Annotated in this window: 25 protein-coding genes; 3 read left to right on the top strand and 22 right to left on the bottom strand. The window is 68.8% G+C overall.

Features of this window, described 5'->3' with window-relative positions:
• Nucleotides 1-10: 10 nt before the first annotated feature.
• From DWV11_RS06580 to DWV11_RS06550, 7 genes are all read right to left on the bottom strand, one after another.
• Entirely contained in the window at nt 11-466 is a 456-nt protein-coding gene (locus DWV11_RS06580; RefSeq protein ID WP_115788079.1) for a molybdenum cofactor biosynthesis protein MoaE, read from the bottom strand.
• Nucleotides 456-959, bottom strand: coding sequence for a MogA/MoaB family molybdenum cofactor biosynthesis protein (locus DWV11_RS06575; RefSeq protein ID WP_115788078.1), 504 nt, complete (start codon nt 957-959; stop codon nt 456-458). Before DWV11_RS06575 ends, DWV11_RS06580 begins: the two co-directional genes overlap by 11 nt.
• A complete protein-coding gene (moaC, locus tag DWV11_RS06570; protein ID WP_115788077.1) occupies nt 956-1,495 on the bottom strand; it encodes a cyclic pyranopterin monophosphate synthase MoaC in 540 nt (179 codons plus the stop codon). The genes DWV11_RS06575 and moaC overlap by 4 nt, the downstream gene beginning before the upstream one ends.
• Entirely contained in the window at nt 1,483-2,736 is a 1,254-nt protein-coding gene (locus DWV11_RS06565; RefSeq protein WP_245953469.1) for a molybdopterin molybdotransferase MoeA, read from the bottom strand. Before DWV11_RS06565 ends, moaC begins: the two co-directional genes overlap by 13 nt.
• A 67-nt stretch (nt 2,737-2,803) precedes the next feature.
• Nucleotides 2,804-4,372 carry a molybdopterin-dependent oxidoreductase gene (locus DWV11_RS06560; protein WP_115788076.1) on the bottom strand — a complete coding sequence of 523 codons (1,569 nt, stop codon included), beginning with the start codon at nt 4,370-4,372 and terminating at the stop codon, nt 2,804-2,806.
• Complete coding sequence (locus DWV11_RS06555; protein ID WP_115788075.1) at nt 4,369-5,610, bottom strand: sensor histidine kinase; 1,242 nt, start codon at nt 5,608-5,610, stop codon at nt 4,369-4,371. Before DWV11_RS06555 ends, DWV11_RS06560 begins: the two co-directional genes overlap by 4 nt.
• Nucleotides 5,597-6,469, bottom strand: coding sequence for a response regulator transcription factor (locus DWV11_RS06550; protein ID WP_115788074.1), 873 nt, complete (start codon nt 6,467-6,469; stop codon nt 5,597-5,599). Before DWV11_RS06550 ends, DWV11_RS06555 begins: the two co-directional genes overlap by 14 nt.
• Nucleotides 6,470-6,561: 92 nt before the next feature.
• Here DWV11_RS06550 and moaA point away from each other — a divergent pair, with 92 nt between their 5' ends.
• Both moaA and DWV11_RS06540 read left to right on the top strand, forming a co-directional pair.
• Nucleotides 6,562-7,707 (top strand): GTP 3',8-cyclase MoaA, encoded by a 1,146-nt coding sequence (moaA, locus tag DWV11_RS06545; RefSeq protein ID WP_115788073.1) that lies wholly within the window; start codon nt 6,562-6,564, stop codon nt 7,705-7,707.
• 6 nt (nt 7,708-7,713) lie between these two features.
• Nucleotides 7,714-7,980, top strand: a complete 267-nt coding sequence (locus DWV11_RS06540) for a MoaD/ThiS family protein (RefSeq protein ID WP_115788072.1) — start codon at nt 7,714-7,716, stop codon at nt 7,978-7,980.
• A gap of 6 nt (nt 7,981-7,986) precedes the next feature.
• On the opposite strand, the gene DWV11_RS06535 is transcribed toward DWV11_RS06540, so the two are convergent.
• The 15 genes from DWV11_RS06535 to rimP form a co-directional block, all read right to left on the bottom strand.
• Complete coding sequence (locus DWV11_RS06535; protein WP_115788071.1) at nt 7,987-8,448, bottom strand: DUF1579 family protein; 462 nt, start codon at nt 8,446-8,448, stop codon at nt 7,987-7,989.
• A 150-nt stretch (nt 8,449-8,598) separates the two neighbouring features.
• The gene (locus DWV11_RS06530) at nt 8,599-9,942 is read right to left on the bottom strand and encodes a M16 family metallopeptidase (protein WP_115788070.1); all 1,344 of its coding nucleotides are present in this window, start codon (nt 9,940-9,942) and stop codon (nt 8,599-8,601) included.
• Between the two features lie 155 nt (nt 9,943-10,097).
• Nucleotides 10,098-12,341 (bottom strand): polyribonucleotide nucleotidyltransferase, encoded by a 2,244-nt coding sequence (locus tag DWV11_RS06525; RefSeq protein ID WP_115788069.1) that lies wholly within the window; start codon nt 12,339-12,341, stop codon nt 10,098-10,100.
• Between the two features lie 242 nt (nt 12,342-12,583).
• Nucleotides 12,584-12,853 carry a 30S ribosomal protein S15 gene (gene rpsO / locus DWV11_RS06520; protein ID WP_070350904.1) on the bottom strand — a complete coding sequence of 90 codons (270 nt, stop codon included), beginning with the start codon at nt 12,851-12,853 and terminating at the stop codon, nt 12,584-12,586.
• 178 nt (nt 12,854-13,031) lie between these two features.
• The gene (kynA, locus tag DWV11_RS06515; RefSeq protein WP_115788068.1) at nt 13,032-13,886 is read right to left on the bottom strand and encodes a tryptophan 2,3-dioxygenase; all 855 of its coding nucleotides are present in this window, start codon (nt 13,884-13,886) and stop codon (nt 13,032-13,034) included.
• A gap of 10 nt (nt 13,887-13,896) precedes the next feature.
• Nucleotides 13,897-14,907 carry a bifunctional riboflavin kinase/FAD synthetase gene (locus DWV11_RS06510; RefSeq protein ID WP_115788067.1) on the bottom strand — a complete coding sequence of 337 codons (1,011 nt, stop codon included), beginning with the start codon at nt 14,905-14,907 and terminating at the stop codon, nt 13,897-13,899.
• Nucleotides 14,908-15,006: 99 nt separating this feature from the next.
• The gene (locus DWV11_RS06505; protein WP_115788066.1) at nt 15,007-15,474 is read right to left on the bottom strand and encodes a hypothetical protein; all 468 of its coding nucleotides are present in this window, start codon (nt 15,472-15,474) and stop codon (nt 15,007-15,009) included.
• Between the two features lies 1 nt (nt 15,475).
• Complete coding sequence (locus DWV11_RS06500) at nt 15,476-15,829, bottom strand: hypothetical protein (protein WP_115788065.1); 354 nt, start codon at nt 15,827-15,829, stop codon at nt 15,476-15,478.
• Nucleotides 15,830-15,831: 2 nt separating this feature from the next.
• Nucleotides 15,832-16,812, bottom strand: coding sequence for a tRNA pseudouridine(55) synthase TruB (gene truB / locus DWV11_RS06495; protein WP_115788064.1), 981 nt, complete (start codon nt 16,810-16,812; stop codon nt 15,832-15,834).
• Between the two features lie 14 nt (nt 16,813-16,826).
• Nucleotides 16,827-17,303, bottom strand: a complete 477-nt coding sequence (locus DWV11_RS06490; RefSeq protein ID WP_115788063.1) for a nucleoside deaminase — start codon at nt 17,301-17,303, stop codon at nt 16,827-16,829.
• 136 nt (nt 17,304-17,439) lie between these two features.
• Entirely contained in the window at nt 17,440-17,949 is a 510-nt protein-coding gene (gene rbfA, locus DWV11_RS06485) for a 30S ribosome-binding factor RbfA (RefSeq protein ID WP_115788062.1), read from the bottom strand.
• A gap of 257 nt (nt 17,950-18,206) precedes the next feature.
• Entirely contained in the window at nt 18,207-21,029 is a 2,823-nt protein-coding gene (gene infB, locus DWV11_RS06480; protein WP_115788061.1) for a translation initiation factor IF-2, read from the bottom strand.
• Nucleotides 21,030-21,181: 152 nt separating this feature from the next.
• The gene (locus tag DWV11_RS06475; protein WP_115788060.1) at nt 21,182-21,535 is read right to left on the bottom strand and encodes a YlxR family protein; all 354 of its coding nucleotides are present in this window, start codon (nt 21,533-21,535) and stop codon (nt 21,182-21,184) included.
• A gap of 227 nt (nt 21,536-21,762) precedes the next feature.
• Entirely contained in the window at nt 21,763-22,743 is a 981-nt protein-coding gene (gene nusA, locus DWV11_RS06470) for a transcription termination factor NusA (protein ID WP_115788059.1), read from the bottom strand.
• Nucleotides 22,743-23,351 carry a ribosome maturation factor RimP gene (gene rimP, locus DWV11_RS06465; RefSeq protein WP_115788058.1) on the bottom strand — a complete coding sequence of 203 codons (609 nt, stop codon included), beginning with the start codon at nt 23,349-23,351 and terminating at the stop codon, nt 22,743-22,745. The genes nusA and rimP overlap by 1 nt, the downstream gene beginning before the upstream one ends.
• 192 nt (nt 23,352-23,543) lie before the next feature.
• Between rimP and DWV11_RS06460 the strand changes: the two genes are divergently transcribed.
• Nucleotides 23,544-24,533, top strand: a complete 990-nt coding sequence (locus tag DWV11_RS06460) for a DUF4439 domain-containing protein (RefSeq protein WP_245953467.1) — start codon at nt 23,544-23,546, stop codon at nt 24,531-24,533.
• Nucleotide 24,534 lies beyond the last annotated feature (1 nt).

Here is a 24,534-nt window from a genome sequence, read left to right as displayed (position 1 = left end):
CCGCGCTTTCCTACTCCCCGGCCCCGACCCACTCGACGGTGCCGTCGCTGAAGAACTGTTCCTTCCAGATGGGGACCTGTTCCTTGATCCGGTCCACCAGCTCCGAGCAGATCGCGAAGGCCTGGCCCCGGTGCGAGGCAGACACCGCGCACACCAGCGCCGGGTCGCCGACCTCCAGCTTGCCCACCCGGTGCGCGGCCCAGATCCTCACCGGCTGCCCTGTCTCCCCCGAATGCTCGGCTACCAGGGTAGCGACGACGTCGGCCAGCACCTGGTGTGCCGTGGGATGCGCGCTGTAGCTGAGCCGGTCCACGGCCTTCCCGCCGTCGTGGTTGCGGACGACGCCGCTGAAGCTCACCACGGCGCCGGCGGTATCCGATTCGACGGCCACGATGGCCTGGTCCACGGAAATCGGCTCAGCACTGAGCACGGCGTGGACGACTTCGAAGCTGCTTTCAGTGACCATGGCTTCCTTCCAACTGCTCGCAGAGGTGGCTCAGCACAGGGTCCAGGACGGCGAGCCCGTCCATGACCCCCTTGGGGGACCCCGGGAGGTTCACGATGAACGTCCGGCCTGCGGTTCCGGCATGACCGCGGCTCAGCAAGGCCAGCGGTGTCTTCGCGGCCCCCGCGCGGCGCATGCCTTCCATGATGCCCGGAATTTCCCGGTCCAGCAGCGGCAGCGTGACCTCCGGGGTCCGGTCGTCGGGGCTGAGACCGGTGCCGCCGCTGGTGATGATGACGGCCGGCTCCTGGCTGAGGAGGGCGCGGATCGCGGCACCCACCGGCTCGCCGTCGGGAACCACCATGGCCGGGAAGGTCTCGAAGCCGTGCTCAGCGAGCCAGTCCTCGATCACCGGGCCGGTCTCGTCCCGGTAGATGCCCGCGGCGGCGCGGGTGGAGGCAATGACGACGCCGGCCTTCCGGGGGCCGTGCACGCCGGGTTCGCAGCCGCTCACGGCGTGGCCTCCCCGGCGGGAGAGCCGTCATCGAGGCGCCAGTCGCCGCTCTTGCCGCCGCTTTTCGCGAGCACGTGGATGCCGCTGATGACGGCGCGCTTGTCCACAGCCTTGATCATGTCGTAGACGCTGAGCGCCGCCACGGACGCCGCGGTGAGGGCTTCCATTTCGACGCCGGTGACGCCGCGGGTCTTGACGGTCGCCTCGATCTGTACCGAATCGTGTCCGAGTTCGAAGTCCACGGTGACCTTGGAGATCGGCAGCGGATGGCACAGCGGGATAAGTTCGGGGGTTTTCTTCGCGGCCATGATCCCGGCCACGCGGGCCACGGCGAGGGCGTCGCCCTTGGGCAGCTCGCCGGCGCCGAGCAGGGCCAGGACCTCGGGGGTACTGCGGACCGTGGCAGTGGCGGTGGCTTCGCGGGTGGTCACGGCCTTGCCGGAGACGTCCACCATCTGGGCTGTGCCGTCCTGGCGCAGGTGCGTCAGCCCGCCCGCGGTGTCAGGCGTATCTTGGGAATCACTCACAGCATCCATACTTCCACTTCCGCGCCGGCCTCGAGTTCCGTGACGTCGGCCGGCACGTGGACCAGGGCGTTGGCCTTGGCGAGCGCATGGACCAGGTGCGAGCCGGGGCCGCCTTCCAGCCGGACCGTGCCGTCCGGCAGCAGGCTGGCCCGGCGCAGCTGGTGCTTGCCGGCGGGCGAGCTGAGGCGTTCGGTCAACCTGGCGCGCGGTGCCGGCCGGGGCGCCGGCGCGCCGAAGACGGCAGACAGCGCCGGGCGCAGGAACATCTCGAAGGACACCAGGCAGCTCACCGGGTTGCCCGGAAAGCCGAGGAACGGGACGCCGTCGAAGGTCCCGATGCCCTGCGGGCCGCCCGGCTGCATCGCGACGGACAGGAACTCCACCGGTTGCTCCGCCATGGCCTGCCGGACCACCTCGTAGGCGCCCTTGCTGACGCCGCCGGTAGTCACGATGAGGTCCGTGCCGGTGTCCCGGCCGCGCAGCAGCCGAAGCAGCACAGCGGGGTCGTCGGAGGAAATGGCGCTCCGGCTAACGGTCAGCCCGGCCTGGCGCATGGCGGCCTCGAGCAGTGTTCCGTTCGCGTCGTGGATCTTGCCCGGTGGCAGGGCCTGTCCCGGTTCCACCACTTCGTCCCCTGTCGTCACGAGGAGCACGTGCAGCGGACGGCGGACTTCCACCTCGGTGAGCCCGAGGGCGGCGAGCAGGCCCAGCTGCCCGGGGCCGAGGCTGCTACCGGCAGGAAGCGCCAGGGTCCCGGCGGCGATGTCGCTGCCGGCCGCGCGGACAAAGCTGCGGGCCGCCGTCGGAGGAAGATCGACGACGGCGTCCGCGCCCGGTGCGGGGAAGCTGTCCGGAACCGCCTGTTCGATCGGTACGACGGCGTCCGCTCCGGCGGGCATCATCGCCCCGGTCATGATCGGGGCGGCGCTGCCGGGGGTCAGTTCCTGCGGGGCCACACCGGCCGGGATCGGAGCCACGACCTTCAGCCGCGCACGGCCGGTTCCGGCACCTCCGCCGGGAGTGCCGCCGTCGTGCGGGAAATCCAGGGAGCGGACCGCGTAGCCGTCCATCTGGGAGTTCGCGAACGGCGGGAGGTGCCCGGGCGCCAGGACATCGGCGGCGAGCGCCCGGCCAAGCGCGTCCAGCAGCGGAAGGCGTTCGCTGCCCTTCGCTGCGGGCAGCCCGGCGAGGAGGCCGCGGACGGCGTCGGCGTGCTCGGCAACGGAACGGGGCACGGCGGACTCGGGCACGGGGTACCTCCGGTGTTGGACGGGTAGTGCAGCCAGCCTACGGGATCAGGGCATCCGTCCCGCCGTATCAGCCGGCTATGACCGACACCGTGTGGAAGCCGGTGGCGCCATCGGGAGCCACGGGTGTCCGCTGCTCCGGCTGCGGGCTGCCAGCGGAGTCGGTGGCCCGGACCTGGATTTCGTGCTCTCCGGGGCCCAGGTCGAGGCCCCGCCGCCATTGCATCCAGGTGTCCTTGGAAATTCCCGGCGCCAGCTCCGCCTGCTGCCACGGGCCGCGGTCCACGCGCAGCTCCACCCGGCTGATGCCGCGGTGCTGGGCCCAGGCGACGCCGCCGAACTGCACCGTTCCGGCCTCGACCTTGGCGCCCTGCCGCGGGACGTCGATGCGGGACTGGGTCTTGATGGGGCCGAGGGCACTCCAGCCGCGCGGCGTCCAGTAGCCTTGGTCGTCGGCGAACCGGGTGACCCTCAGCTCCGTGAGCCACTTGGTGGCCGAAACGTAGCCGTACAGGCCCGGGACGATCATCCGTACCGGGAAGCCATGTTCCAAGGGCAGCGGTTCACCGTTCATGCCGACGGCGAGCAGCGCGTCCCGGCCGTCTGTCAGGGCTTCGAGGGGCGTGCCCGCGGTCCAGCCGTCGCTGCTGACGGAGAGCACCATGTCCGCACCGTCCTTGGGGCCGGCCATGGCCAGGAGTTCCCGGACTGGCCAGCCGAGCCAGAGGGCGTTGCCGATCAGGTCCCCGCCCACTTCGTTGGAGACGCAGGCGATCGTGATGTGGCGGGCGGTCATCGGCTTGGCCAGAAGGTCCGCGAAACTCAGTTCGACCTGGCGTTCGACCAGCCCTGACACCTTGAGCGTCCAGTTGTCCGGGCTGAGGGCGGGCACGATCAGGGCGGTGTCGATCCGGTAGAAATCCGGATTCGGGGTCACGAGGGAGGAGATTCCGGGAACATCGAGCGAGGCACCTGCGGGGATGGCCTGGGCCGGCGTCGCGGGAGCCGGAAGGGCCAGGGCGCTGCGGGCGGAATCGGCGAGGCTTCCGGCGCGGCGGATGACCGCCGTCACGATTCCGCCCACGGCCGCACCGGCAGCCCCAAGCCCCAGGAGCTGCAGGAAGCTGCGGCGGGCCAAGGGCGCGGTCTCCTTGGCCCTGCTGCGGGCGGGATTCCAGGCGGCGAGCCGCCGGGCGAGCAGGCGCAGCAGCACCATCGCCAGCGCCGCCCCGGCCACGGGCGCGAGCGCCGCCAACTGGCCCGGCTGCGCCCGGGTCATCACCGCGGCCAGTCCCGCGGCGCCGGCCAGTCCGGCAAGGACCAGCCCGGTGCCGGGCCTGCGGTCTTCGAGGATTCCGGCGACGGCGGCGAGCGCCAGGGTGACCAGCCCGATGCTGGCGATCAGTACCGCCTTGTCTGCGGTACCGAACCAAGCCACCGCGAGGTCCTTGACCCCCGGCGGGACGGCGTCGATCACCGCACCGCCCAGGGCAGTGACGGGCGAGAGCCCGGGGCTGAGCAGGGCGGCCAGCAGTTCGCCGAGGGCGACGCCGGCGCCCACCGCGACGATCCCGGCTGCAGCGGCCCAGCGGGTACGGGCTGCGGCGGTGCTCTTCGTTGGACGGGACAGCGTGCTCATGGCGTGCCCTTCCCTGGTGGTAGCTGTGCTGGAGGTTCTGGTGCCGCGGTTCCTGGTGCAACGGTTCCTGGTGCCGCGGGCAGGCGCAGTTCGAAACGGCAGCCGTCCCCATGGTTGGCCAGGGAGGCCGTGCCGCCGTGGGCTTTGACGATCCCGGCGACCATGCTCAGTCCGACGCCTGCCCCGCTGAAACGGGGGCCGCCGTCGTCGCTCCTGCCGCGCGCGGGATCCTTCTGCCAGCCGGTCTCGAAGACGTGGGCCAGGTCGTCCTCGGCGATCCCGCCGCAGCTGTCATCAACGGTGACGACGAGTCCGGGCGCCCCGCCAGACGTTCCCGCAGATATTCCTGCCCCGACGCGGACGGTGCTGTCCGGCCGGCTGTAGATGACCGCGTTGTGCAGGACGTTGCGCACGGCCCGGCCCAGGCTGGGCCCGTCGGCGACGGCCATGCAGTGTGCCACGCCGCCGCCGTCGAGCGTAATTCCGCGCCGGGCGGCCAGGGGCGCAAGGTCGGCGATGGCATCGCTGAGGAGGTCGTACAGGTCGATGGCCTCGGTCCGCAGCCGGAGGGTTCCGGCCTGGATGCGGGAGAGCTCCAGGAGGTCGTTGACCATGGCGGCCATCTGTTCGCTGTGGCTGATGATCTTGCGGTGGTAGGCGGAGGGGTCCGGCGCCATGCCGTCCTCAAGGGCTTCGGCCATGGCGCGCATGCCGGCCAACGGCGTGCGGAGGTCGTGGGAGATCCAGGAGACCAGTTCCCGGCGGGCGTTCTCGACGGCGGCCTCCCGCCGCCGGGATTCCTCGAGGCGGACGCTGCTCTGTTCAAGTTCCCGGGCCAGGCGGGCCAGTTCCGAGTTCATTGCCGGCAGTCCGCGTCCGGTCCGCAGCCCGCCGTCAGGGCCGTCCGCGGTGCCGAGTTGCCGGGCGGCCGTGACGAGGCGCGCGGCGTTTCGCGACACCCCGACACCGAGCATCAGGGCGATGCCGAGCGCGACGGCGGAGGCCACCGCGAGGATGTACCACATGACTTCCAGGTCGCGCGCGGAGATGAACATGGCGTTGAAGGCACTCACCATCCCCGCTACCAGCACCGCCACGGCTGCCACCACCACCAGGCAGACCTGGACCAGGATGGACGCACGCCGGAGGTAGCGCAGCAGCACCACCGTCACAGCGCCGATGGCGAGGGCCCACAGCAATACCCAGGCCAGGATCGTCAGCAGCTCAGCGCCCTCCACGGCCGGCCTCCGGCTCTCCCGGTGGACCGACCGGCGGTCCCTCCCCGTCGCCGCCGGATGCCGGCGGGTCGAAACGGTAGCCCACACCCCAGACGGTCTTCAGCAGGTGCGGTGCCGTGGGGTCTTCCTCGATCTTTTCGCGCAGGCGGCGCACATGGACCGTGACGGTAGAGAGGTCGCCGAAGTCCCACCCCCAGACGGCCTTGATCAGTTCCTCCCGGCTGAAGACCTGCCTCGGCCGGCGGAGCAGGAAGGCCAGCAGGTCGAACTCGCGAAGTGTGAGGGCCAGGGGTTTGCCGTGGCGCAGCACGGTCCGGGCGGCCGGGTCCAGGACGAAGCCGGCGGTCTCCACCTGCGGTTCGGGCGTGGATTCCCTGGTGCTCCGGCGCAGCACGGATTTCACCCGGAGCACGAGTTCGCGGGGCGAAAAAGGCTTGGTGACGTAGTCGTCGGCGCCGGTTTCCAGGCCGAGGATGCGGTCGTCCTCCGTGCCCAGGGCGGTAACCATGATGACCGGGACGGCCATGGTCCGGCGCAGCCGGCGGCAGACTTCCACCCCGTCCAGGCCGGGAAGCATCCTGTCCAGCAGCACCAGGTCCGGCCGCCAGGCGGAGGCGAGGTCCAAGGCGATGAAACCGTCCGCGGCAATCCGCACCTGGAACCCGGCGCGCACCAGATAGTCCCGGACGACGCCGGCCAGCGTGGCCTCGTCCTCGACAACGAGGATGCGGTGGTTGCCCGGATCGGCAGGACTGCGGCCGTTGGGCCGCTGTTCGGAGGCCGTGTTCACCCTCCCAGCATAGGTTTGCGGCCGTCGGTGTGGCGGTGCGCGGGGCCCCGGCGGCCGAAGCGTTGGCATTCCGTAAGAACTGGGGCAGTCTTTGTCGAACGGGACGAAATGCGACGGTCCCCGGTGGGGAGCTTCGGCCCCGGGTGGCGTAGCCTGAAAACATGAGTGTTGGACTCGGAATGCCGCTGGTACGCGCGGACGGGGATGCCGGCAATGGCGCCGTTCCCCCGCCGCGCCCTGAAGGCGTCCCCGCGGGGCTGTTCGACGTCCACGGGCGCCGGGCCACGGACATGCGCCTGTCCCTGACGGACAAATGCAACCTCCGCTGCACCTACTGCATGCCTGCCGAAGGCCTGGAGTGGCTGTCGAAGCAGGCAGTGATGACGGCGGAGGAAATCGTCCGGATCGTGCGGGTGGGCGTGCGCGGGCTGGGAGTGCGCGAACTGCGGCTCACCGGCGGCGAGCCGCTGGTCCGGGCGGACCTCGTTGACATCATCGCCGCGCTGCGTGCCGAACACCCGGAGCTTCCGATTTCGATGACCACCAACGGCGTCGGACTGGACAAGAAGGCGGCCGCGCTCAAGGCAGCGGGCCTGAGCCGGATCAACGTGTCCTTGGATTCCCTGCACGAGGAGACGTTCGCCCAGCTGACCCGCCGGCCCTTCCTGGACAAGGTGCTTGCCGGCGTCGAGGCCGCGTGGGAGGCCGGGCTCGGACCGGTCAAGCTCAATGCCGTGCTGATGCGCGGGATCAACGACGCCGAGGCCCCCGGCCTGCTCGCCTGGGCCCTGGACCGCGGGTACGAGCTGCGCTTCATCGAACAGATGCCGCTGGACGCCGACCACGGCTGGACCCGGCGGAACATGATTACCGCCGCCGAAATCCGTGAACTCCTCTCCCGCGACTTCGTGCTTGGCCCCGACCCCCGCGAACGCGACGGCGCGCCCGCCGAGCGTTTTGAAGTACGACGCCGGGACGCAGCTTCCGCCGGGACTGACCGTTCCGGTGAAGCCACCGGTCCCGTGCTGGGCACCGTAGGGATCATCGCCTCCGTGACCGAGCCGTTCTGCGCCGACTGCCGGCGCACCCGGATCACGGCGGAGGGCAAAATCATGAGCTGCCTGTTCTCACACGAGGAATTCGATCTGCTGGGGCTGCTTCGCCAAGGCGCCGGCGACGAGGAACTCGCAAACCGCTGGCAGGACGCCATGTGGGTCAAGCCCAAGGCCCACGGCATGGACCACACCGGACTCGGCGCCCCGGACTTCGTCCAGCCCGACCGGAGCATGAGCGCAATCGGAGGCTGAACACCCTTGCTCGTACGCTACTTCGCTGCCGCGCGCTCCGCGGCGGGCGTCGAAGAAGAACACCACCACCTGCCCGCGGGCAGCAGCCTCGAGGAACTGCTCACCGCGCTGCTCGCCGTCGAACGCGCAACGCCCCCGGCCGGTACTCCGCCACTGGCACGCATCATCGCCCGCAGCAGCTTCCTGCGCAACGAAGTCGCCGTCCGCGACCGCACCGTGGCGCTGGGAGCGGACGACGTCGTCGACGTCCTGCCGCCTTTCGCCGGCGGATAACCGCCCTCAGGCCCGGCGGAAACGGGCGCTCAGGAAACGGGTGAACTCCGGTGCGGTCCCCATGCGGAGGCTGCCGCTGTGGACCAGTTCGCCGTCGTCGATCCGGAAGCTGTGGCGCGAGGTGCCGCGAGGGCTGTGGCGTTCCAGGGTGAGGATGCCGCCGTGCCAGTGGCCCCGGGCAGGGGCTTCGGGCGGTTTGCCGACGCTGTCCACGTAGTACCAGAGGGTATCGCCATGGTCGGGGTCCACCGTGAACACCCCGTGGCCTTCGAAGTGCGAGCCGTCAGTTTCCACGTGCCGGTAGCTTTGCACTACGGCGTGGCCGCCCGCGGCCCTCGTGAAGACGACTTCCGCCTGGACCGTTCGTGCGGGGCCCGACGGCGACGCGGCCAGTTCCGCGCTCCCCCGCCAGCGGCCGAGGAACGGCTCCAGGGACTCTGCTGCGGATACGTGCCGCTGATCGCGCATGATGCCTCCGGCCCCATCTTCTGCCTGCCCGCCCGGACATGTCCAGATCCGGGACGGACAAGCCCAAGCGGAAACGCGACGAGTGGACATCTTCGGAAGATGTCCACTCTTCAACGCCGGGAGCGGACAGGTCCGCCGGAGCGCACGGGCTCAGAGGCCGAAGGTCTCCGACTCCTCGAAGGGCCCCACCACGGTGATGGTGCGCGGCGAGCCGGCCAGTTCCCGGGCCAGTTCCTGGACCTCGGCGGCGGTGACGGCCTTGATCCTGCGCAGGGTCTCGTCAATGTCCTGGAACTCGCCGGAGACCAGTTCGGCGCGGCCCAGGCGGGACATCCGCGATCCGGTGTCCTCAAGGGCCAGGACGATCCCGCCACTGAGCTGGCCCACGGCCTTGCTCAGTTCCTCGTCGGAGATGCCGCCGGCGGCGAGCTTGTCCAGCTCGACCCCCAGCAGTTCCAGGACCTGTTTGACCTTCGACGGCGTGCAGCCGGCGTACATGCCGAAGTAGCCGGCGTCTGCGTAGGAGGAAGCGAAGGAGTACGTGGAGTAGACGAGGCCGCGCTTCTCCCGGATTTCCTGGAACAGCCGGGAGGACATGCCACCGCCCAGCACGGCGTTCAGCACGCTCATTACGAAGCGGCGCTCGTCAGTGGCCACCAGCGAGGGGCAGCCCATGATGATGTTTGCCTGCTCCACCGGTCGCTTGACCACGTGCAGGCCGGAGGTTCCGGTGATGGACGCCCGCTCGGTGGAACGGCGTTCCACCGGGGCTGCGCCTTCGGCCAGCTCCCACCCCGCGGCCCGCAGGGCCTCGGTGACGAGGCGGCACACGACGTCGTGGTCCAGGCCGCCGGCTGCGGTGATGACCAGCTCGTCGGGCCGGTAGTAGCGGCGGTAGTGTTTCCAGACCGAGTCCCGGGAGACTCCCTTGATGGCGGCGGGCGTGCCGCCGATCGGCCGGCCCAAGGGATGGACGCCGAGGACGGCGGCAACGAACTTCTCGTGGGCGACGTCCGTGGGATCATCGCTGTCCATGGCGATTTCCTCGAGAATGACGTCGCGTTCCTGCTCCAGCTCGGCCGGGTCCAGGACGGCGCCGGTGATCATGTCCGCGATGACGTCGATCGCCATGGGCAGGTCCGAGTCGAGGACGCGGGCGAAGTAGCAGGTGCTTTCCTTGGCGGTGGCCGCGTTGGATTCGCCGCCCACCTCGTCGAAGGCCGAGGCGATCTCCAGGGCCGTGCGCCGTTTGGTGCCCTTGAAGAGCAGGTGTTCCAGGAAATGCGTGGAGCCGTGCTGCCCTTCGGCCTCGTCCCGGGACCCGACGCCCACCCAAAAGCCGATGGTGGCCGAGCGCTGCCCGGGCATGGCCTCGGTCAGTACCCGCACCCCGCCGGGCAGGACCGAGCGCCGGACGACGGAGCCGCCCTCGGCGCCGTGGATCAGTTCGCCGCCGGGCAGGGTCTGCTCGAGCGGGAGAGGTACGACAGTCATCAAAGCCTTTCGGTTTGCGGGCGGGCCCGATCTGGCTGCCATGGTAGCAGCGGCAGGGGCCGGTTCCGCGTGGGTCCCGGAGTTTTGCTTCCGGGTTAAAAGCGGCGCGGGGCCGGTGGACGTGCCACCGGCCCCGCGGCCTGTGCCGGGAGCGCCTATTCGGCGGATTCCCCGGCGGGAGCTTCCTCGGCGGCTGCGCCTTCTTCCTCGGCCACGACCGGGGAGAGGGAGAGCTTGCCGCGGTCATCGATCTTGGTGATTTCCACCTGGATCTTCTGGCCGACGGAGACGACGTCCTCGACGTTGTCCACGCGCTTGCCGTTGGCCAGCTTGCGCAGCTCGGAGATGTGCAGCAGGCCGTCCTTGCCCGGGGTCAGGGAGACGAAGGCGCCGAAGGTGGTGGTCTTGACGACCGTGCCCAGGTAGCGCTCGCCGATTTCCGGAACCTGCGGGTTGGCGATGGCGTTGATCGCGGACCGTGCTGCTTCGGCAGACGGACCGTTGGTAGCGCCGATGTAGACCGTGCCGTCGTCCTCGATGGAGATGTCGGCGCCGGTGTCTTCCTGGATCTGGTTGATCATCTTGCCCTTGGGGCCGATGACCTCGCCGATCTTGTCCACGGGGATCTTGACGGCGATGACGCGCGGTGCGAACTCGGAGAGCTCGTCCGGGGTGTCGATCGCGGCGTTCAGGACATCCAGGATGTGCAGGCGGGCTTCGCGGGCCTGCTTCAGGGCGGCGCCCAGGACCGAGGCGGGGATACCGTCGAGCTTGGTGTCCAACTGAATGGCCGTCACGAACTCGGAGGTACCGGCGACCTTGAAGTCCATGTCACCGAAGGCGTCTTCGGCACCAAGGATGTCGGTCAGGGCGGCGTAGCGGGTCTGGCCGTCGACCTCGTCGGAGACCAGGCCCATGGCGATACCGGCAACCGGAGCCTTCAGCGGCACACCGGCGTTGAGCAGCGACAGGGTCGAAGCGCAGACGGAACCCATCGACGTCGAACCGTTGGAACCGAGGGCTTCGGACACCTGGCGGATGGCGTACGGGAATTCCTCGCGGCTGGGCAGCACGGGAACCAGGGCGCGCTCGGCGAGGGCGCCGTGGCCGATTTCGCGTCGCTTCGGGGAACCGACCCGGCCGGTCTCGCCGGTGGAGTACGGCGGGAAGTTGTAGTTGTGCATGTAGCGCTTGGTCTTCTCCGGCGACAGGGAGTCGATCTGCTGCTCCATCTTGAGCATGTTCAGCGTGGTGACACCCATGATCTGGGTTTCGCCGCGCTCGAAGATCGCGGAGCCGTGCACGCGGGGCAGGACCTCGACCTCGGCGGTGAGCTGGCGGATGTCCGTCAGGCCACGGCCGTCGATGCGGACCTGGTCCTTGAGGATGCGCTGGCGCACTACCTGCTTGGTGACCGAGCGGAATGCTGCGGAAAGTTCCTTCTCACGGCCTTCGAACTCGTCGGCGAGGGCTGCGAGGACCTCGTCCTTGAGCTCGTCGGAGGCGTTGTCGCGCTCCTGCTTGTCGGCGATCTGGAAGACGGCCGCGAGCTTGTCCTCGGCTGCGGCCTTGACCGCGGCGTAGACGTCGTCCTGGTAGTCCAGGAAGATCGGGAACTCGACCGTGGGCTTGGCGGCGCGGGCAGCCAGGTCGGCCTGGGCTTCGCACAGGGCCTTGATGAACGGCTTCGCGGCCTCGAGGCCTTCCGCAACGACCTCTTCGGTGGGGGCGGTGGCGCCCTGTTCCTTGATGAGGTTCCAGGAGTTGTCCGTGGCTTCGGCTTCGACCATCATGATCGCCACGTCGTCGCCTGCAATGCGGCCGGCAACCACCATGTCGAACACAGCGTTCTCGAGCTGGGAGTGCTTCGGGAAGGCAACCCACTGGCTGCCCTGCTCGTCGGCGATGAGGGCAACGCGGACGCCGCCGATCGGGCCGGAGAACGGCAGGCCGGAGAGCTGGGTGGAGATGGAGGAGGCGTTGATGGCCACCACGTCGTAGAGCTCGTCCGGGTTGATGGCCAGGACGGTGACGACGATCTGGACCTCGTTGCGCAGGCCCTTGACGAAGGCCGGGCGCAGCGGGCGGTCCATGAGGCGGCAGGCCAGGATGGCCTCGGTGGAGGGGCGGCCTTCACGGCGGAAGAACGAGCCCGGGATGCGGCCTGCGGCGTACATGCGCTCTTCGACGTCCACGGTCAGCGGGAAGAAGTCGAAGCCTTCGCGCGGGGACTTGCCGGCGGTGGTTGCGGACAGCAGGGCGGTGTCGTCGTCGATGTAGACCATCGCGGCGCCGGCGGCCTGCTTGGCAAGGCGGCCGGTTTCGAAGCGGATGACACGCGTGCCGAAACGGCCGTTGTCGATGATGGCTTCGGAGAACTGGATTTCGGGACCCTCCATTGAGAGTCACCTCCGTTTCTTGATAGCGGAAATCCGCCGCATCAACCCAGGCCGGACTGTTCCGAGCCTGTACGACACCCGGTCATCGATCGAGACCCTCGGGCTCCGCCGTCGGAATGGACGGGCGTTCCCGGGGATCACTACCGAGGACCGCGAATGCGCGATGCGGTTGATTCCCTTGGATGTAGTTGTGCGTGAAGAGGGCGGCCCGTTCCCTGGGGATCGGGCCGCCCGAAGTCAAACTAGCGGCGCAGGCCGAGACGCTCGATGAGCGAACGGTAGCGGGCGATGTCAACGTTCTTCAGGTAGGTCAGCATGCGCTTGCGACGACCGACCAGTGCGAGCAGGCCGCGCTGGGTGTGGAAGTCGTGCTTGTGCTCCTTCATGTGCTCAGTCAGATCCTTGATCCGCTGAGTCAGGACAGCAATCTGGACCTCGGGCGAACCGGTGTCGCCTTCGGAGGTTGCGTATTCCTTGATGATGGACTGCTTTACAGCGGCGTCGAGTGCCACATGAACTCCTAGAGTTGTGCCGTGCGTCCCGAGTCAGCGCTTCACTGCCGGGTTGCTGCGCAGCGGTGGCCGCACACGCAACAGGTTCAGCCACCACGGACTGCAGCCGAACCATCGTCAAGTTTACCGGCAGGGTGCGCGAGTTGTCGAAACGCGGGAGGGGCCGGAGCCGGGCGGGTCAGCGGCCGATTTCGGTGCGCACCGCGAAAAGCTCCGGGAAGAACGTCAGTTCCAAGGCCTTCTGCAGGAACGCGACACCGCTCGAGCCGCCGGTTCCGGTCTTCATGCCGATGGTCCGCTGGACCGTGCGCAGGTGCCGGAAGCGCCACAGCTGGAAGTTGTCCTCGAGGTCCACGAGCTCTTCGCAGGCTTCGTAGGCACCCCAGTTGTCCTGCGCGTTCTCGTAGATGTGCTTGAACAGCGGCACCAATTCGGGGGCGAATTCGTGGGCCTGCGTGACGTCGCGTTCCAGCACGGACGCGGGGACCTCGAACCCCTGCCGGTGCAGGTAGGCCAGGAATTCGTCGTAGATGCTCGGGGCGTGCAGGAGTTCCTCCAGCATGGCCCGGGATTCCGGCTCCGCATCGAACACCGGCAGCATCTTGGCGTTCTTGTTGCCGAGCGCGAACTCCACCGCACGGTACTGGGCGGACTGGAAGCCGGAAGAGTTGCCGAGGAACCCGCGGAACTGGGAGTACTCCGTGGGGGTGAGGGTGGCCAGGACGGACCACTGCTCGGTGAGGGTCTTCTGGATGTGCTTGACCCGCGCGACCGCCTTGAGCGCGGCGCCGAGGTCGTCGCTGCGCAGCCAGGCGGCGGCGCTGCGGAGTTCGTGGAGCACCAGCTTGAGCCACAGTTCGGTGGTCTGGTGCTGGATGATGAACAGCAGTTCGTCGTGGTGCTCGGGGTCGCTGACCGGTTGCTGCGCGCTCAGCAGCACCGGCAACTGGAGGTAGGAACCGTAGCTCATCCGGGTACTGAAGTCCCGGACGATCCCGTCCTCGAGCTGGCGGGTGTTCTTTTCGATGCTCATCCGACAGGGCTCACTTGGCAGCGCTGCCGGACAGGATGCCGTGGGCCTGGATGACGTCCAGCCTCATCTGCTCCACGAGCGCTTCGGGTCCCCGGTAGGCGACCATGCCGCGCAGCCGGGCGGTGAATTCGACGACGACGGTCTGGCCGTACAGGTCGAAGTCCTCCACAGCTTCTTCCGGACGGTCGATCACATGCGCCTCGACCTGCCGGCTCACGCCGTCGAAAGTCGGGTTGGATCCGACGGAGATGGCGGCCGGCCAGCGAACGCCGGCGGCGTCGAGCAGCCAGCCGGCGTAGATGCCATCGGCAGGAACGTACCCGGTGGCATCGTGCGAAAGGTTGGCGGTGGGAAACCCCAGGGCGCGGCCGCGGGCGGCACCGTGGACCACTTCGCCGCGCATGCGATGGGGGCGGCCGAGCACCGCGGTGGCGGTGGCGACGTCGCCCTCGGCGAGGGCCTCCCGCACCCAGGTGGAGGAACAGCGGCGGCCGCTGTCGCTGTCGTGCCACGTGCCGCCGTCGGTCTGAAGCGGGGCTCCGCCGGCACCGTACTCGTCGACGACGGTGACGTCGAAGCCCAGGACCTTGCCCAGTTCCTGCATGGTGACGACGTCGCCGGAATTGCCCGTTCCGAAGCGCAGGTCATGGCCCACCACTACGTGGGCTGCGTGCAGTCCGTCCACCAGCACGCCGCGGGCGAATTCTTCGGGAGTCATGGCGGCCAGGTCGAGGTTGTACTTCATCACCAGGACGGCGTCGACCCCGGTCCCGGCCAGGGCGTCCAGCTTGTCCTGCAGCCCCATCAGCAGCTCCGGCGCCGCTTCCGGCCGGTGGACCTGCGCCGGGTGCGGATCGAAGGTGACGACAACGGAGCGGTTCCCGCGCTGGGTGGCGGTGCTCAGGAGGTGCGCGAGGACCTCCTGGTGACCGCGGTGGACGCCGTCAAAGTTTCCGATGGTAACGACACTGGGGCCGAAGTCGCTGGGGACTTCGCTGGGATCGTTCCAGATGTGGACCATCAACCTCGCCTTTTTTGTTGCTGTTCAGCCAATTACGGCTGTTCACTACGACCCGGCGCCCTGGTCCGGCGCCGGAACTCTCTAAGGGTACCTGTTCAGTTACTGCGCGTTCGCCGACGCCGGGTCCGGTTTACCGGGCCGGCGTTTGTTCAGCCACAGCAGGCCAAGGACCGGCAGGATCAGCGGCACGAAGCCGTAGCCGCGGCCGAAGAGGGACCAGACGGTGTCGTGCGGGAATGCCACGGGGTCGAAAAGGCTGAAGGCGCCAACCACGATCACGCCGACGAGTTCCACAAGCACCGCGGCCAGGGACACCTTGAACCAGGTGCGGCCCGGCTTGGCCAGGGAAACGGTGGCCACGAGATATACGACGGCAGCGAAGGCCGAGAGGATGTGCGCCAGGGGAGCTTCGGCGAACTTGGTGGCGATCTGGTAGCCGGCGCGGGCCGTCGCGGAGATCGCGAACACGGCGTAGACGGCGATCAGCAGCCGCCCGGGGCCGGTGTTGCGGGTATCCCGGCTCGTGGCGGGTTTGGTCTCTGTGGACACCTTCGGTGCTTCTTTCATGTCAGTACCAGATCTGGTTCATGCGGGCGGCCATCACCAGGGCGGTGACGCCGACGGCGGCGAGGACGAAGTTGCTCCAGCGGGTCCGTTCCAGGATGGACCAGTACACCGCGCCCAGCGGGAGCATGAGGGCCGTGGCGAGGTAGCCCCAGAACTCCCAGGCCTCCCCGGCGATCCGCTCCCCCGCGATCACCCGGATGATCGAGCCCACCAGGTAGACCAGCAGGACGAGTTCGACGGCGGCCACCGAGAGGATGGTGATGTCGTTCGGGGCCTTCTTCATCAGGCCCGCCACGAGGCAAGTAACGGTGGAGATCAGGCCGACTGCCAGCACCGCATAGAAGTAGCCGTCCACGCTTAGCCGGCCGCCTTCCCGTCGGCGGATGTAGCGTCGCCCGGCTTCCCGTTGCCTTGCTTTTCGTTACCGGGCTTTTCGTTACCGGGTGCGAAGACCAGGACGGGTTTGGCGTGGTTGCCGGCGTCGGCCAGCAGTGCCACCAGTTCGCCGGAGGGGGCGAAGGCGGCCACCGGGTTGTCGGCCGTGGCCGCGTCCGGGGTTCCCGCGGCAGGGCCGGCGGCGATCCGGCGGCCGTAGGAGATCTCGATGCTTTCGGCGTCGCTCAGCTCCCGGCTGGGCATCAGGGCGCGGGCGGCCTGGGACATCTCCAGGATGTCCAGTTCCTCCGCGAGTTCCTCCAGCGTGCGGGCCTGCTCCAGCGTGTAGGGGCCAACCTTGGTACGGCGCAAGGCGGTGAGGTGTCCGCCGACGCCGAGCGCCTCGCCGAGGTCGCGCGCCAGCGCCCGGATGTACGTCCCGGAGGAGCAGTCGACTTCGACATCGACATCGACGACGCGGCCGCCGTCGACCTTCCGGATGTCCAGCACGTCGAAGCGGTGGATGGTGACCGGCCGGGCGGCGAGCTTCACTTCTTCGCCCGAACGGACGCGGGCGTAGGAGCGCTCGCCGTTGACCTTGATGGCGCTGACGCTGCTGGGGACCTGCTGGATCTCGCCGCGCAGGGCCGCGATGCCGGTGTTGATGGCAGCCTCGTCCACGGCTGCTGCGCTGTGTGAGGCGGTGACGTCGCCTTCGGCGTCATCGGTGATGGTGGCTTCACCGAGTCGGATGGTAGCGGAGTAGCTCTTGGTGGTGCCGACGATGAAGCTCAGCAGCCGGGTGGCCTTGTTGATGCCGAGGACGAGGACGCCGGTGGCCATGGGGTCAAGGGTGCCGGCGTGGCCGACTTTCCGGGTACCGGCCAGCCTCCGCATCCGGCCAACCACGTCGTGGCTGGTCCATCCCTGCGGTTTGTCGACAATCACCAGTCCAGAAAGCACGCCTCCCAGTATATCTAGTACTCCGTACGGTGCTCGTTATGGCGCCAGGCGTCGAAAGGATCCTCGGCGCCGTCGACCTCGGTGTGTTGCACGGGCAACAGCTCCGGGCGGCCGCCGTCGAAGTATTCATAGAACACGGCGTCGTCGAACCCGGCCCGGGCGGCACCGTGCCGGTCCGCGGCGAAATAGACCCGCTCGATCCTGCCCCACAGGGCAGCAGAGAGGCACAACGGGCAGGGTTCGCAGCTGGCATAGAGGACGGCACCGCTGAGGTCGAAGGTGCCGCTGGCCGCGGCCGCCCGGCGGATGGCCACCACCTCGGCGTGGGCCGTGGGGTCGTTGTCGCGGGTGACCCGGTTGCTGCCTTCGTGGACGGCTCCGTCGATGGTGACCACGACGGCGCCGAACGGCCCGCCGCCCTCGTCGACGTTCTGCACGGCGAGCCGGATGGCGTGTTCCAGGTAGCGTCCGGGATCAGGGTCCGCAGTCATGCTCCGATCTTAGCCAGCACGCCGGCCATTTGGAGCGGACCGGCCTTTCGGGTGCAGAAAAGCCGGACCCGCTCCCGGCTGTTCCGCCTCAAACAGAAACCCGGGCTGGTCCGGCTTTTGCCGTGATGCTGGGCCGTCAGCGGCCGCTGTCTTCGTCGATGTCCTCGTCGTCCCTCAGGTCGATGTCCTCTTCGTCGAAGTCGTCCTCGTCGATGTCTTCATCGCGGGGCGCGTCGCTCTTGTAGGGGTCGGCGTCACCGGCGTGCGTGGCACCGGCGGCAAGGGCGGCCACCTCGGCATCACGCTGCTTGGCGGTGCGCAGCAGTTCCTCCAGGTTGGAGGCATTGACGGGTACCATGTCCGGGACGAACTCGAGGGTGGGGGTCAGGCGCACGGTGATGTTGCGGCCCACTTCCTGCCGGAGCACGCCCTTGGCCTTTTCGAGTGCCTTGGCGGCATCGGCGTGGGCGGCATCGTCACCGAAGACGGTGTAGTACACGGTGGCGTGCTGGAGATCGTTGGTGACCCGGGCATCCGTGATGGTGATGGACTCCACGCGGGGATCCTTGACCCGCCGGCCCAACGCCTCGGCAACAACAACCTTAATCCGCTGCGCCAATTTCGCAGCACGTGCCGGATCAGCCATTTCCACTCCTAAGAAAATCTGGGGTACGACGGCGACGGGCGGCTGACGTACTTGGGTTATGCAGGATGCCACCCGTCTCTGGCGAGTCTATGACGGACCGCCGGAAGCTCAAGCCGCGGAGGCGGCAAGGGGGCCCCGGAGTGGCATTGGGCCTGCCGAAGCTGGGCGGCCGACGTCGTAAGACGTCAGCCGCCCAGCGAAGGGGCGGGGCCCCCTTGCCGCCGCAGCGGCAGGTGAGGCCCCGGCCATTGGACTATCTAGACGCGCGGCTTCTCGCGCATCTCGAAGGTCTCGATGATGTCGCCTTCGGTGAGGTCGTTGTAGGACCCCAGGCCGATACCACATTCGAAGCCTTCGCGGACCTCGGTCGCGTCGTCCTTGAAGCGCTTGAGCGAGTCGACGGAGAGGTTCTCTCCGATGACCTTGCCGTCGCGCAGGACGCGGGCCTTGGTGTTGCGGCGGATGATGCCGGAACGGACGATCGAGCCGGCGATGTTTCCGAACTTGGAGGAACGGAAGACTTCGCGGACCTCGGCGGTGCCCAGCTGGAACTCTTCGTACTCCGGCTTGAGCATGCCCTTGAGAGCGAGCTCGATGTCATCGATCGCCGCGTAGATGACCGAGTAGAAGCGCATGTCCACGCCTTCACGGTCGGCCAGTTCGGCAACGCGCTCGGCCGGCTTGACGTTGAAGCCGATGATGATGGCGTTGTCCACGGTGGCGAGGTTGACGTCGTTCTGGGTGATGGCACCCACGCCGCGGTGGATGACGCGCAGCTGCACGTCTTCGTCGCCCACATCGATCTTGAGCAGGGCGTCTTCGAGGGCTTCCACGGCACCGGAGACGTCACCCTTGAGGATGAGGTTGAGGGTGTCGATCTTGCCTTCGGCCACGGCCTTGTCGAAGTCTTCCAGGCTGATGCGCTTGCGGCGCTTGGCCAGGGCGGCGTTGCGGTCGGCGGCTTCACGCTTTTCGGCGATCTGGCGGGCCGTGCGCTCGTCCGGGGTCACCAGGAAGGTGTCACCGGCGCGCGGCACGTTGGACAGGCCGAGGACCTGGACCGGGCGGGACGGCAGTGCGATGTCCAGGGCGTTGCCGTCCTCGTCGAACATGGCACGGACGCGGCCGTGGGCGGTGCCGGCGACGATGGTGTCACCGACGGCCAGGGTGCCGGACTGCACCAGGACGGTGGCCACGGAACCGCGGCCCTTGTCCAGGTTGGCTTCGATCGCGATGCCTCGTGCGTCCTTGTCCGGGTTGGCGCGCAGGTCGAGCGCGGCGTCCGCGGTGAGAAGGACAGCGTCGATGAGGTCCTCGATGTTGAGGTTCTGACGGGCAGAGACCTCAACGAACATGGTGTCGCCACCGTATTCTTCGGGAACCAGGCCGTACTCGGTGAGCTGGCCCTTGACCTTGTCCGGGTTGGCGCCTTCCTTGTCGATCTTGTTGACTGCGACGACGATCGGCACGTTGGCAGCCTGGGCGTGGTTGAGCGCTTCGACCGTCTGCGGCATGACGCCGTCGTCGGCTGCGACCACCAGGATCGCGATGTCGGTGACCTTGGCACCACGGGCACGCATGGCGGTGAACGCTTCGTGACCGGGGGTGTCGATGAAGGTGATGTCCCGCGGAGTGCCTTCGTGCATGTGGCTGATCTGGTAGGCACCGATGTGCTGGGTGATGCCGCCGTGTTCGCCGGCCACCACGTTGGTCTTGCGGATGGCGTCGAGGAGGCGGGTCTTACCGTGGTCGACGTGGCCCATGACAGTGACAACCGGGGGACGCGGTTCGAGGACGTCGTCGCCTTCTGCTTCGAGTTCGGCTTCGAGGTCGATGTCGAAGGAGTCGAGGAGCTCGCGCTCTTCGTCTTCCGGGGACACGACCTGGACCTTGTAGCCCAGTTCCTCGCCCAGCAGGGCAAAGGTGTCCTCGTCAAGGGACTGCGTGGCGGTGGCCATTTCACCAAGGTGGAACAGCACGGTCACCAGCGCAGCGGGGTTTGCCTCGATCTTGTCGGCGAAGTCCGTGATGGAGGAGCCACGGCGGAGGCGGACAACAGTGCTGCCGTCGCCACGGGGCACCGAAACGCCGCCCAGGGACGGAGCACTCATCTGCTCCAGTTCCTGGCGCTTTGCACGCTTCGACTTGCGCTGCTTGCCACGGCCTGCGCCGCCCTTGCCGAAGGCACCCTGGGTGCCGCCACGGCCGCGGCCGCCCTTGCCGAAGCCGCCGCCTGCGGGGGCTCCGCCGCCACCGGTGCCGGGAGCACCGCCCGGACGGCCGGGACCGCCGGGACGTCCGGCACCGCCCGGACGGCCTGCGCCGGGCGCCGGACGTTCAGTGCGGTTGGGCATCATGCCCGGGGTCGGGCGCGGGCCGCCGGGACGCGGTGCGCCGGGGCGCGGGGCACCCGGACGCGGAGCGCCGGGGCGGGGTCCGCCTGCACCGGCTGCCGGACGGGGACCGCCGGCACCTGCTGCGGGACGCGGACCACCGGGGCGTTCGCCTTCGGTGCGTGCGCCGCCCGGACGCGGCATGCCCTGGGAGGTTGCAAAGGGGTTGTTACCCGGGCGCGGAGCGCGCTCGCCTTCACCACGGCCACGGGGCATGCCCTGGGACGTTGCGAAGGGGTTGTTGCCCGGACGGGGGCCGCCGGGTCGCGGAGCCTGGCCCGGGCGTGCCGGAGCCTCGCTGCGCGGTGCCGGACGTGCGCCGGGCTTGGCGGCTGCGGGGCCGGCCGGAGCCGCAGCGGACGCGGCCGGAGCAGCAGGGGCCGCCGGAGCGGGAGCCTTGGGTGCAGCCGGGCCCGGGACCGGACCGGGGCGCGAGGCAGCGGGAGCTGCCGGGGCGGCGGCAGCGGCCGGAACCTTCGGGGCGGCGGGGGCCGCGGGAGCTGCCGGGGCGTCCGCCTTGGCGGAGCCGGCACCCGGGTAGGCGTTGCGAAGCTTCCGCACAACGGGAGCCTCGATGGTGGAGGAAGCGGAACGGACGAATTCGCCCAGTTCCTGCAGTTTGGTCACTGCTTCCTTGGAGGTGATTCCGAGCTCTTTCGCGAGCTCGTGGACGCGGTACTTGGCCACTTTTCTCCTGTCTCGGTCCGCACCGAGCCAGGCACGAACCGTCTACTTCTTACTGCGGGCCTCCGCTGCGGACGCAGCTGGAAGGCCCTGTGCAGAGCGCAACAAAGTTGTCATCGTTGCGTACTCATCGCTGGGAACTCATCGGGTTTCCATCAGTTTTCTGACCCGCTTTCAGGTTTGGACGGTTGTTCCGCGTCGGCCGGAGCCTCCGCGGGTGGCATGCCTGCGAGATAGCGTTCGACGGCGGCCGTGTCGCTTGCGCCCGCGAGGGCCCGGGCGAAGGCGCGCCGTTTGCTTGCCAACAGGAGGCAGTTGCCGCTGGGGTGCAGCCACGCACCCCGGCCAGCCATCCGGCGTCGTTCATCCACCAGGACGACGGGTGACCCGCCGCCTTCGGCGACAAGCCGGATCAGCTCGTTCCGGGCTCCGCGTTTCCGGCATCCGATGCAGGTCCGTTCGGGCTGGTGCCCGCGTGAGAGGGGTGCGGCCACTGGGTGTTCAACCATCCTCAGTGTCCTAACCCGTCCTTCTTCGTTCCTGCTTCCCGCCGCCGCACCGCCCCGGAGGGCATGCCGCCCCGTAGAACGAGGCAGCGCAAATAAACGCAATTCACTGCAGCGCCATGGAAAACGGATACCGGACGCAAGTCCGGCTCCAACCAGTCTAGTCCCCCGGGCGCCCGGCCGCCGAATCCGGGCACGGCACGGCCAGGCCTCCGGGGCCCGCAGGCGGGCTAGTGGCCCTGGCCTTGCGCGGCGTCGGAGACAATATCGATGCGCCAGCCGGTCAACTTTGCCGCGAGGCGGGCGTTCTGCCCTTCCTTGCCGATCGCGAGCGACAGCTGGTAGTCCGGAACCACCACGCGGGCGGAGCGGGTGGACTCGTCGATGATGGTGACGGAATTCACACGCGACGGCGACAGCGAGTTGGCAATGAAGGTAGCCGGGTCGTCGCTGAAGTCGACGATGTCGATCTTTTCGTCGTTCAGTTCGGTCATGACGGCGCGCACGCGGGAACCCATTTCACCGATGCAGGCACCCTTAGCGTTGATGCCGGCAGCGTTGGCCTTGACGGCCATCTTGGTCCGGTGGCCTGCTTCGCGGGCCAGGGCCACGATCTCGACCGAGCGGTCAGCGATCTCCGGCACTTCGAGTTCGAAGAGCTTCCGGACCAAGCCGGGGTGCGAACGGGACAAGGTGATCGAGGGGCCCTTGGCACCACGGTGTACGTCCACCACGTAGGCGCGCAGGCGGCTGCCGTGGGTGTACTTCTCGCCGGGGACCTGCTCGGGCGGGGGCAGGAGGGCCTCGACGCTGCCGAGGTTGACCTGGATCATGTGCGGGTTGTTGCCCTGCTGGATCAGGCCTGCCACCAGTTCGCCTTCGCGGCCCTTGAATTCGCCCAGGACGTTGTCGTCCTCGACGTCGCGCAGGCGCTGCAGGATGATCTGCCGTGCGGTGCTGGCCGCGATCCGGCCGAAACCGTCCGGGGTGTCCTCGAACTCGCCGACGGCTTCGCCGTCGTCGTTGAACTCGGTGGCCCAGATGGTCACGTGGCCGCTCTTGCGGTCAAGTTCGGCGCGGGCCTTTTCGTAAGCGCCCGGCGTCTTGTGGTAAGCCACCAGGAGCGCCTGCTCGATGGTGGGGATCAGGAGGTCCAGCGGGATTTCGCGCTCACGCTCCAGGAGCCTCAACGCACTCATGTCAATATCCATTAGGCCTCCTCGGAAGGTCCGTTGTACTCGTCTGCCAGCCCGGCCTCGTCGAGGTGGCTGAATTCAATTTCGACTTTTCCTTGGCGGATCCTGTCGAAGGGAAGCTTGATGGGGTCGCCCTGCTTGGGCTTCATCCCCTTCTTGACCTCGAGTTCCGGGATCAGGGTCACGCCGTCGTCGTCGACGGACTGGATCCTCCCGGTAAGGTTTTCGCCCTGGATGACGTTGACCTTGACCATGCGGCCGCGGGCCCGGTGCCAGTGGCGGGGTTCGGTCAGCGGGCGGGAGACGCCCGGGGAGGAGACTTCGAGGTCGTACGGCCGGCCGTCGTCGTGCGGGTCGTTGTCCAGCACGTCGGACAGGGCCCTGGAGATTTCGGCGATGACGTCAAGGCCCACGCCGCCGGTTTCCTCCTGCGGCAGGTCGATGACCACCTGGACCGTGCGGTGCGAACCGGCCACCTGGACGGAGACGTCCTCAAGGTACAGCCGGCTGGCCTGGACCACAGGTTCCAGCAGCGCCCTGAGCCTGCTTTCTTCGGGGTTGCTGGCGGCTGCCGCTTGCGCTCCAGCCTGGTCTGTTGAAGTCCTGGCTTCCGAATGACTCACTGGCCAGCCGCCTCCCGTTCGATGTTGTTGTGAGTACTAGGGTATCGAGTTTCACGGCGGGGTGGTGCACCACGGTTCCGCCGACAGCCCCCGCCCGTGACACCATGGACTGTTGTGAATGACGAGAGTGCGGAAAATCCGGAGCGCCCTGCGGGAAAACAGGGGCCCCACGGCTGGGTGAAGCCCGCACTTGTGTCTTTGCTCGCAGTCCTCGTCGTGGGTACCGGGGCTGTGCTGCTGCCGGCCAACGACGGGCCTGCCCCCGTGCCGCCGTTTTCCGATACCGCGAAGGCCGCAGCCTACGCCGAAACCCGCGCCCTGCTGGCAGACGCAGCGGGCACCGGCAGCCCGAGAGCCACCGTGACCCTGCTGGAAACCCAGGCACGGGCGCTGCTGGCCCCGGCTCCGGCGTCGCCGTCCACCGACGCGTCCGGCTCGTCCGCTACCCCGCCTACCAGGGCTTCCTTCCTTGCCGGGCTTTCCCGCAGCGCGTCCCGGCGATTGGCCGACGCCGGAAACAGCGACGGCGGCACGGCCCGCCTGCTTGCCGCCGTCGGAACAGCCCAGGTGCTTGAGGCGGCGCGGCTCGCCGCGGCCTGGGGACTGCCCGTACCGGCCGGCCCGTCTTTGGCGTCGACGGCGGCCTCCTCCCCTGCCGCTCCGCCTGCCTGCGCTGCCGGCGGGGGCGCGACGGCGTCAGCAACGGCGGAGGCCGAAGCGGAGCCGGCGGGACCCGGCGAGGCCCTTGCCGCCGTCGTGCGTGCCGAACAAAAGGCTGTCTACGTCTATCAAGTGGCCCTCGCCCGGCTCGACGGATCCGCCGCAGAAACGGCTGCTTCGGATCTCGCCCGCCACCAGGATCTGCTGCGCGAGGCCGAAGCCCTGGCCCGGCAGCACTGCACCGAGCCGCCGCCGCGCGAAGCCGGGTACCGGCTGCCGGCGGGCTTCGCGGCACATGCCTCCGCCGCACTCGCAGAGCAAGAGTCGGCCACACTCACGGCCTACGGCGAACTGGTGGCCCTCTCCGACAGCGAAACCCGGCAGTGGGCAATCGCCGGACTTCTGGGCGGCGCCCGCCGGACGGAATCCTGGGGCACATCCCCCGGTGCCCTGCCCGGCCTGCCGGTCGACCCCGCAGCGTTGCCGACCCTGCCCGGAAGCACCGCCGCTCCGGAGCGATAGG

The organism is Arthrobacter silvisoli (assembly GCF_003369445.1).
In the GTDB taxonomy this organism is placed as follows: domain Bacteria; phylum Actinomycetota; class Actinomycetes; order Actinomycetales; family Micrococcaceae; genus Arthrobacter; species Arthrobacter silvisoli.
The sequence above is the reverse complement of the archived record's forward strand: the minus strand, read 5'-3'. Positions and strand labels throughout refer to the sequence as shown.

Bases quoted from the DNA above. Each gene is read 5' to 3' on its own strand.
- moaC (WP_115788077.1), bottom strand. From the start codon at position 1,495: ATGGATGCTGTGAGTGATTCCCAAGATACGCCTGACACCGCGGGCGGG.
- DWV11_RS06510 (WP_115788067.1), bottom strand. From the start codon at position 14,907: ATGGTCCACATCTGGAACGATCCCAGCGAAGTCCCCAGCGACTTCGGC.
- DWV11_RS06530 (WP_115788070.1), bottom strand. From the start codon at position 9,942: ATGACTGTCGTACCTCTCCCGCTCGAGCAGACCCTGCCCGGCGGCGAA.
- kynA (WP_115788068.1), bottom strand. From the start codon at position 13,886: ATGAGCATCGAAAAGAACACCCGCCAGCTCGAGGACGGGATCGTCCGG.
- moaA (WP_115788073.1), top strand. From the start codon at position 6,562: ATGAGTGTTGGACTCGGAATGCCGCTGGTACGCGCGGACGGGGATGCC.
- DWV11_RS06475 (WP_115788060.1), bottom strand. From the start codon at position 21,535: ATGGTTGAACACCCAGTGGCCGCACCCCTCTCACGCGGGCACCAGCCC.
- DWV11_RS06535 (WP_115788071.1), bottom strand. From the start codon at position 8,448: ATGCGCGATCAGCGGCACGTATCCGCAGCAGAGTCCCTGGAGCCGTTC.
- DWV11_RS06580 (WP_115788079.1), bottom strand. From the start codon at position 466: ATGGTCACTGAAAGCAGCTTCGAAGTCGTCCACGCCGTGCTCAGTGCT.
- DWV11_RS06505 (WP_115788066.1), bottom strand. From the start codon at position 15,474: ATGAAAGAAGCACCGAAGGTGTCCACAGAGACCAAACCCGCCACGAGC.
- DWV11_RS06560 (WP_115788076.1), bottom strand. From the start codon at position 4,372: ATGAGCACGCTGTCCCGTCCAACGAAGAGCACCGCCGCAGCCCGTACC.
- DWV11_RS06490 (WP_115788063.1), bottom strand. From the start codon at position 17,303: ATGACTGCGGACCCTGATCCCGGACGCTACCTGGAACACGCCATCCGG.
- DWV11_RS06550 (WP_115788074.1), bottom strand. From the start codon at position 6,469: ATGCCAACGCTTCGGCCGCCGGGGCCCCGCGCACCGCCACACCGACGG.
- nusA (WP_115788059.1), bottom strand. From the start codon at position 22,743: ATGGATATTGACATGAGTGCGTTGAGGCTCCTGGAGCGTGAGCGCGAA.
- rbfA (WP_115788062.1), bottom strand. From the start codon at position 17,949: ATGGCTGATCCGGCACGTGCTGCGAAATTGGCGCAGCGGATTAAGGTT.
- DWV11_RS06525 (WP_115788069.1), bottom strand. From the start codon at position 12,341: ATGGAGGGTCCCGAAATCCAGTTCTCCGAAGCCATCATCGACAACGGC.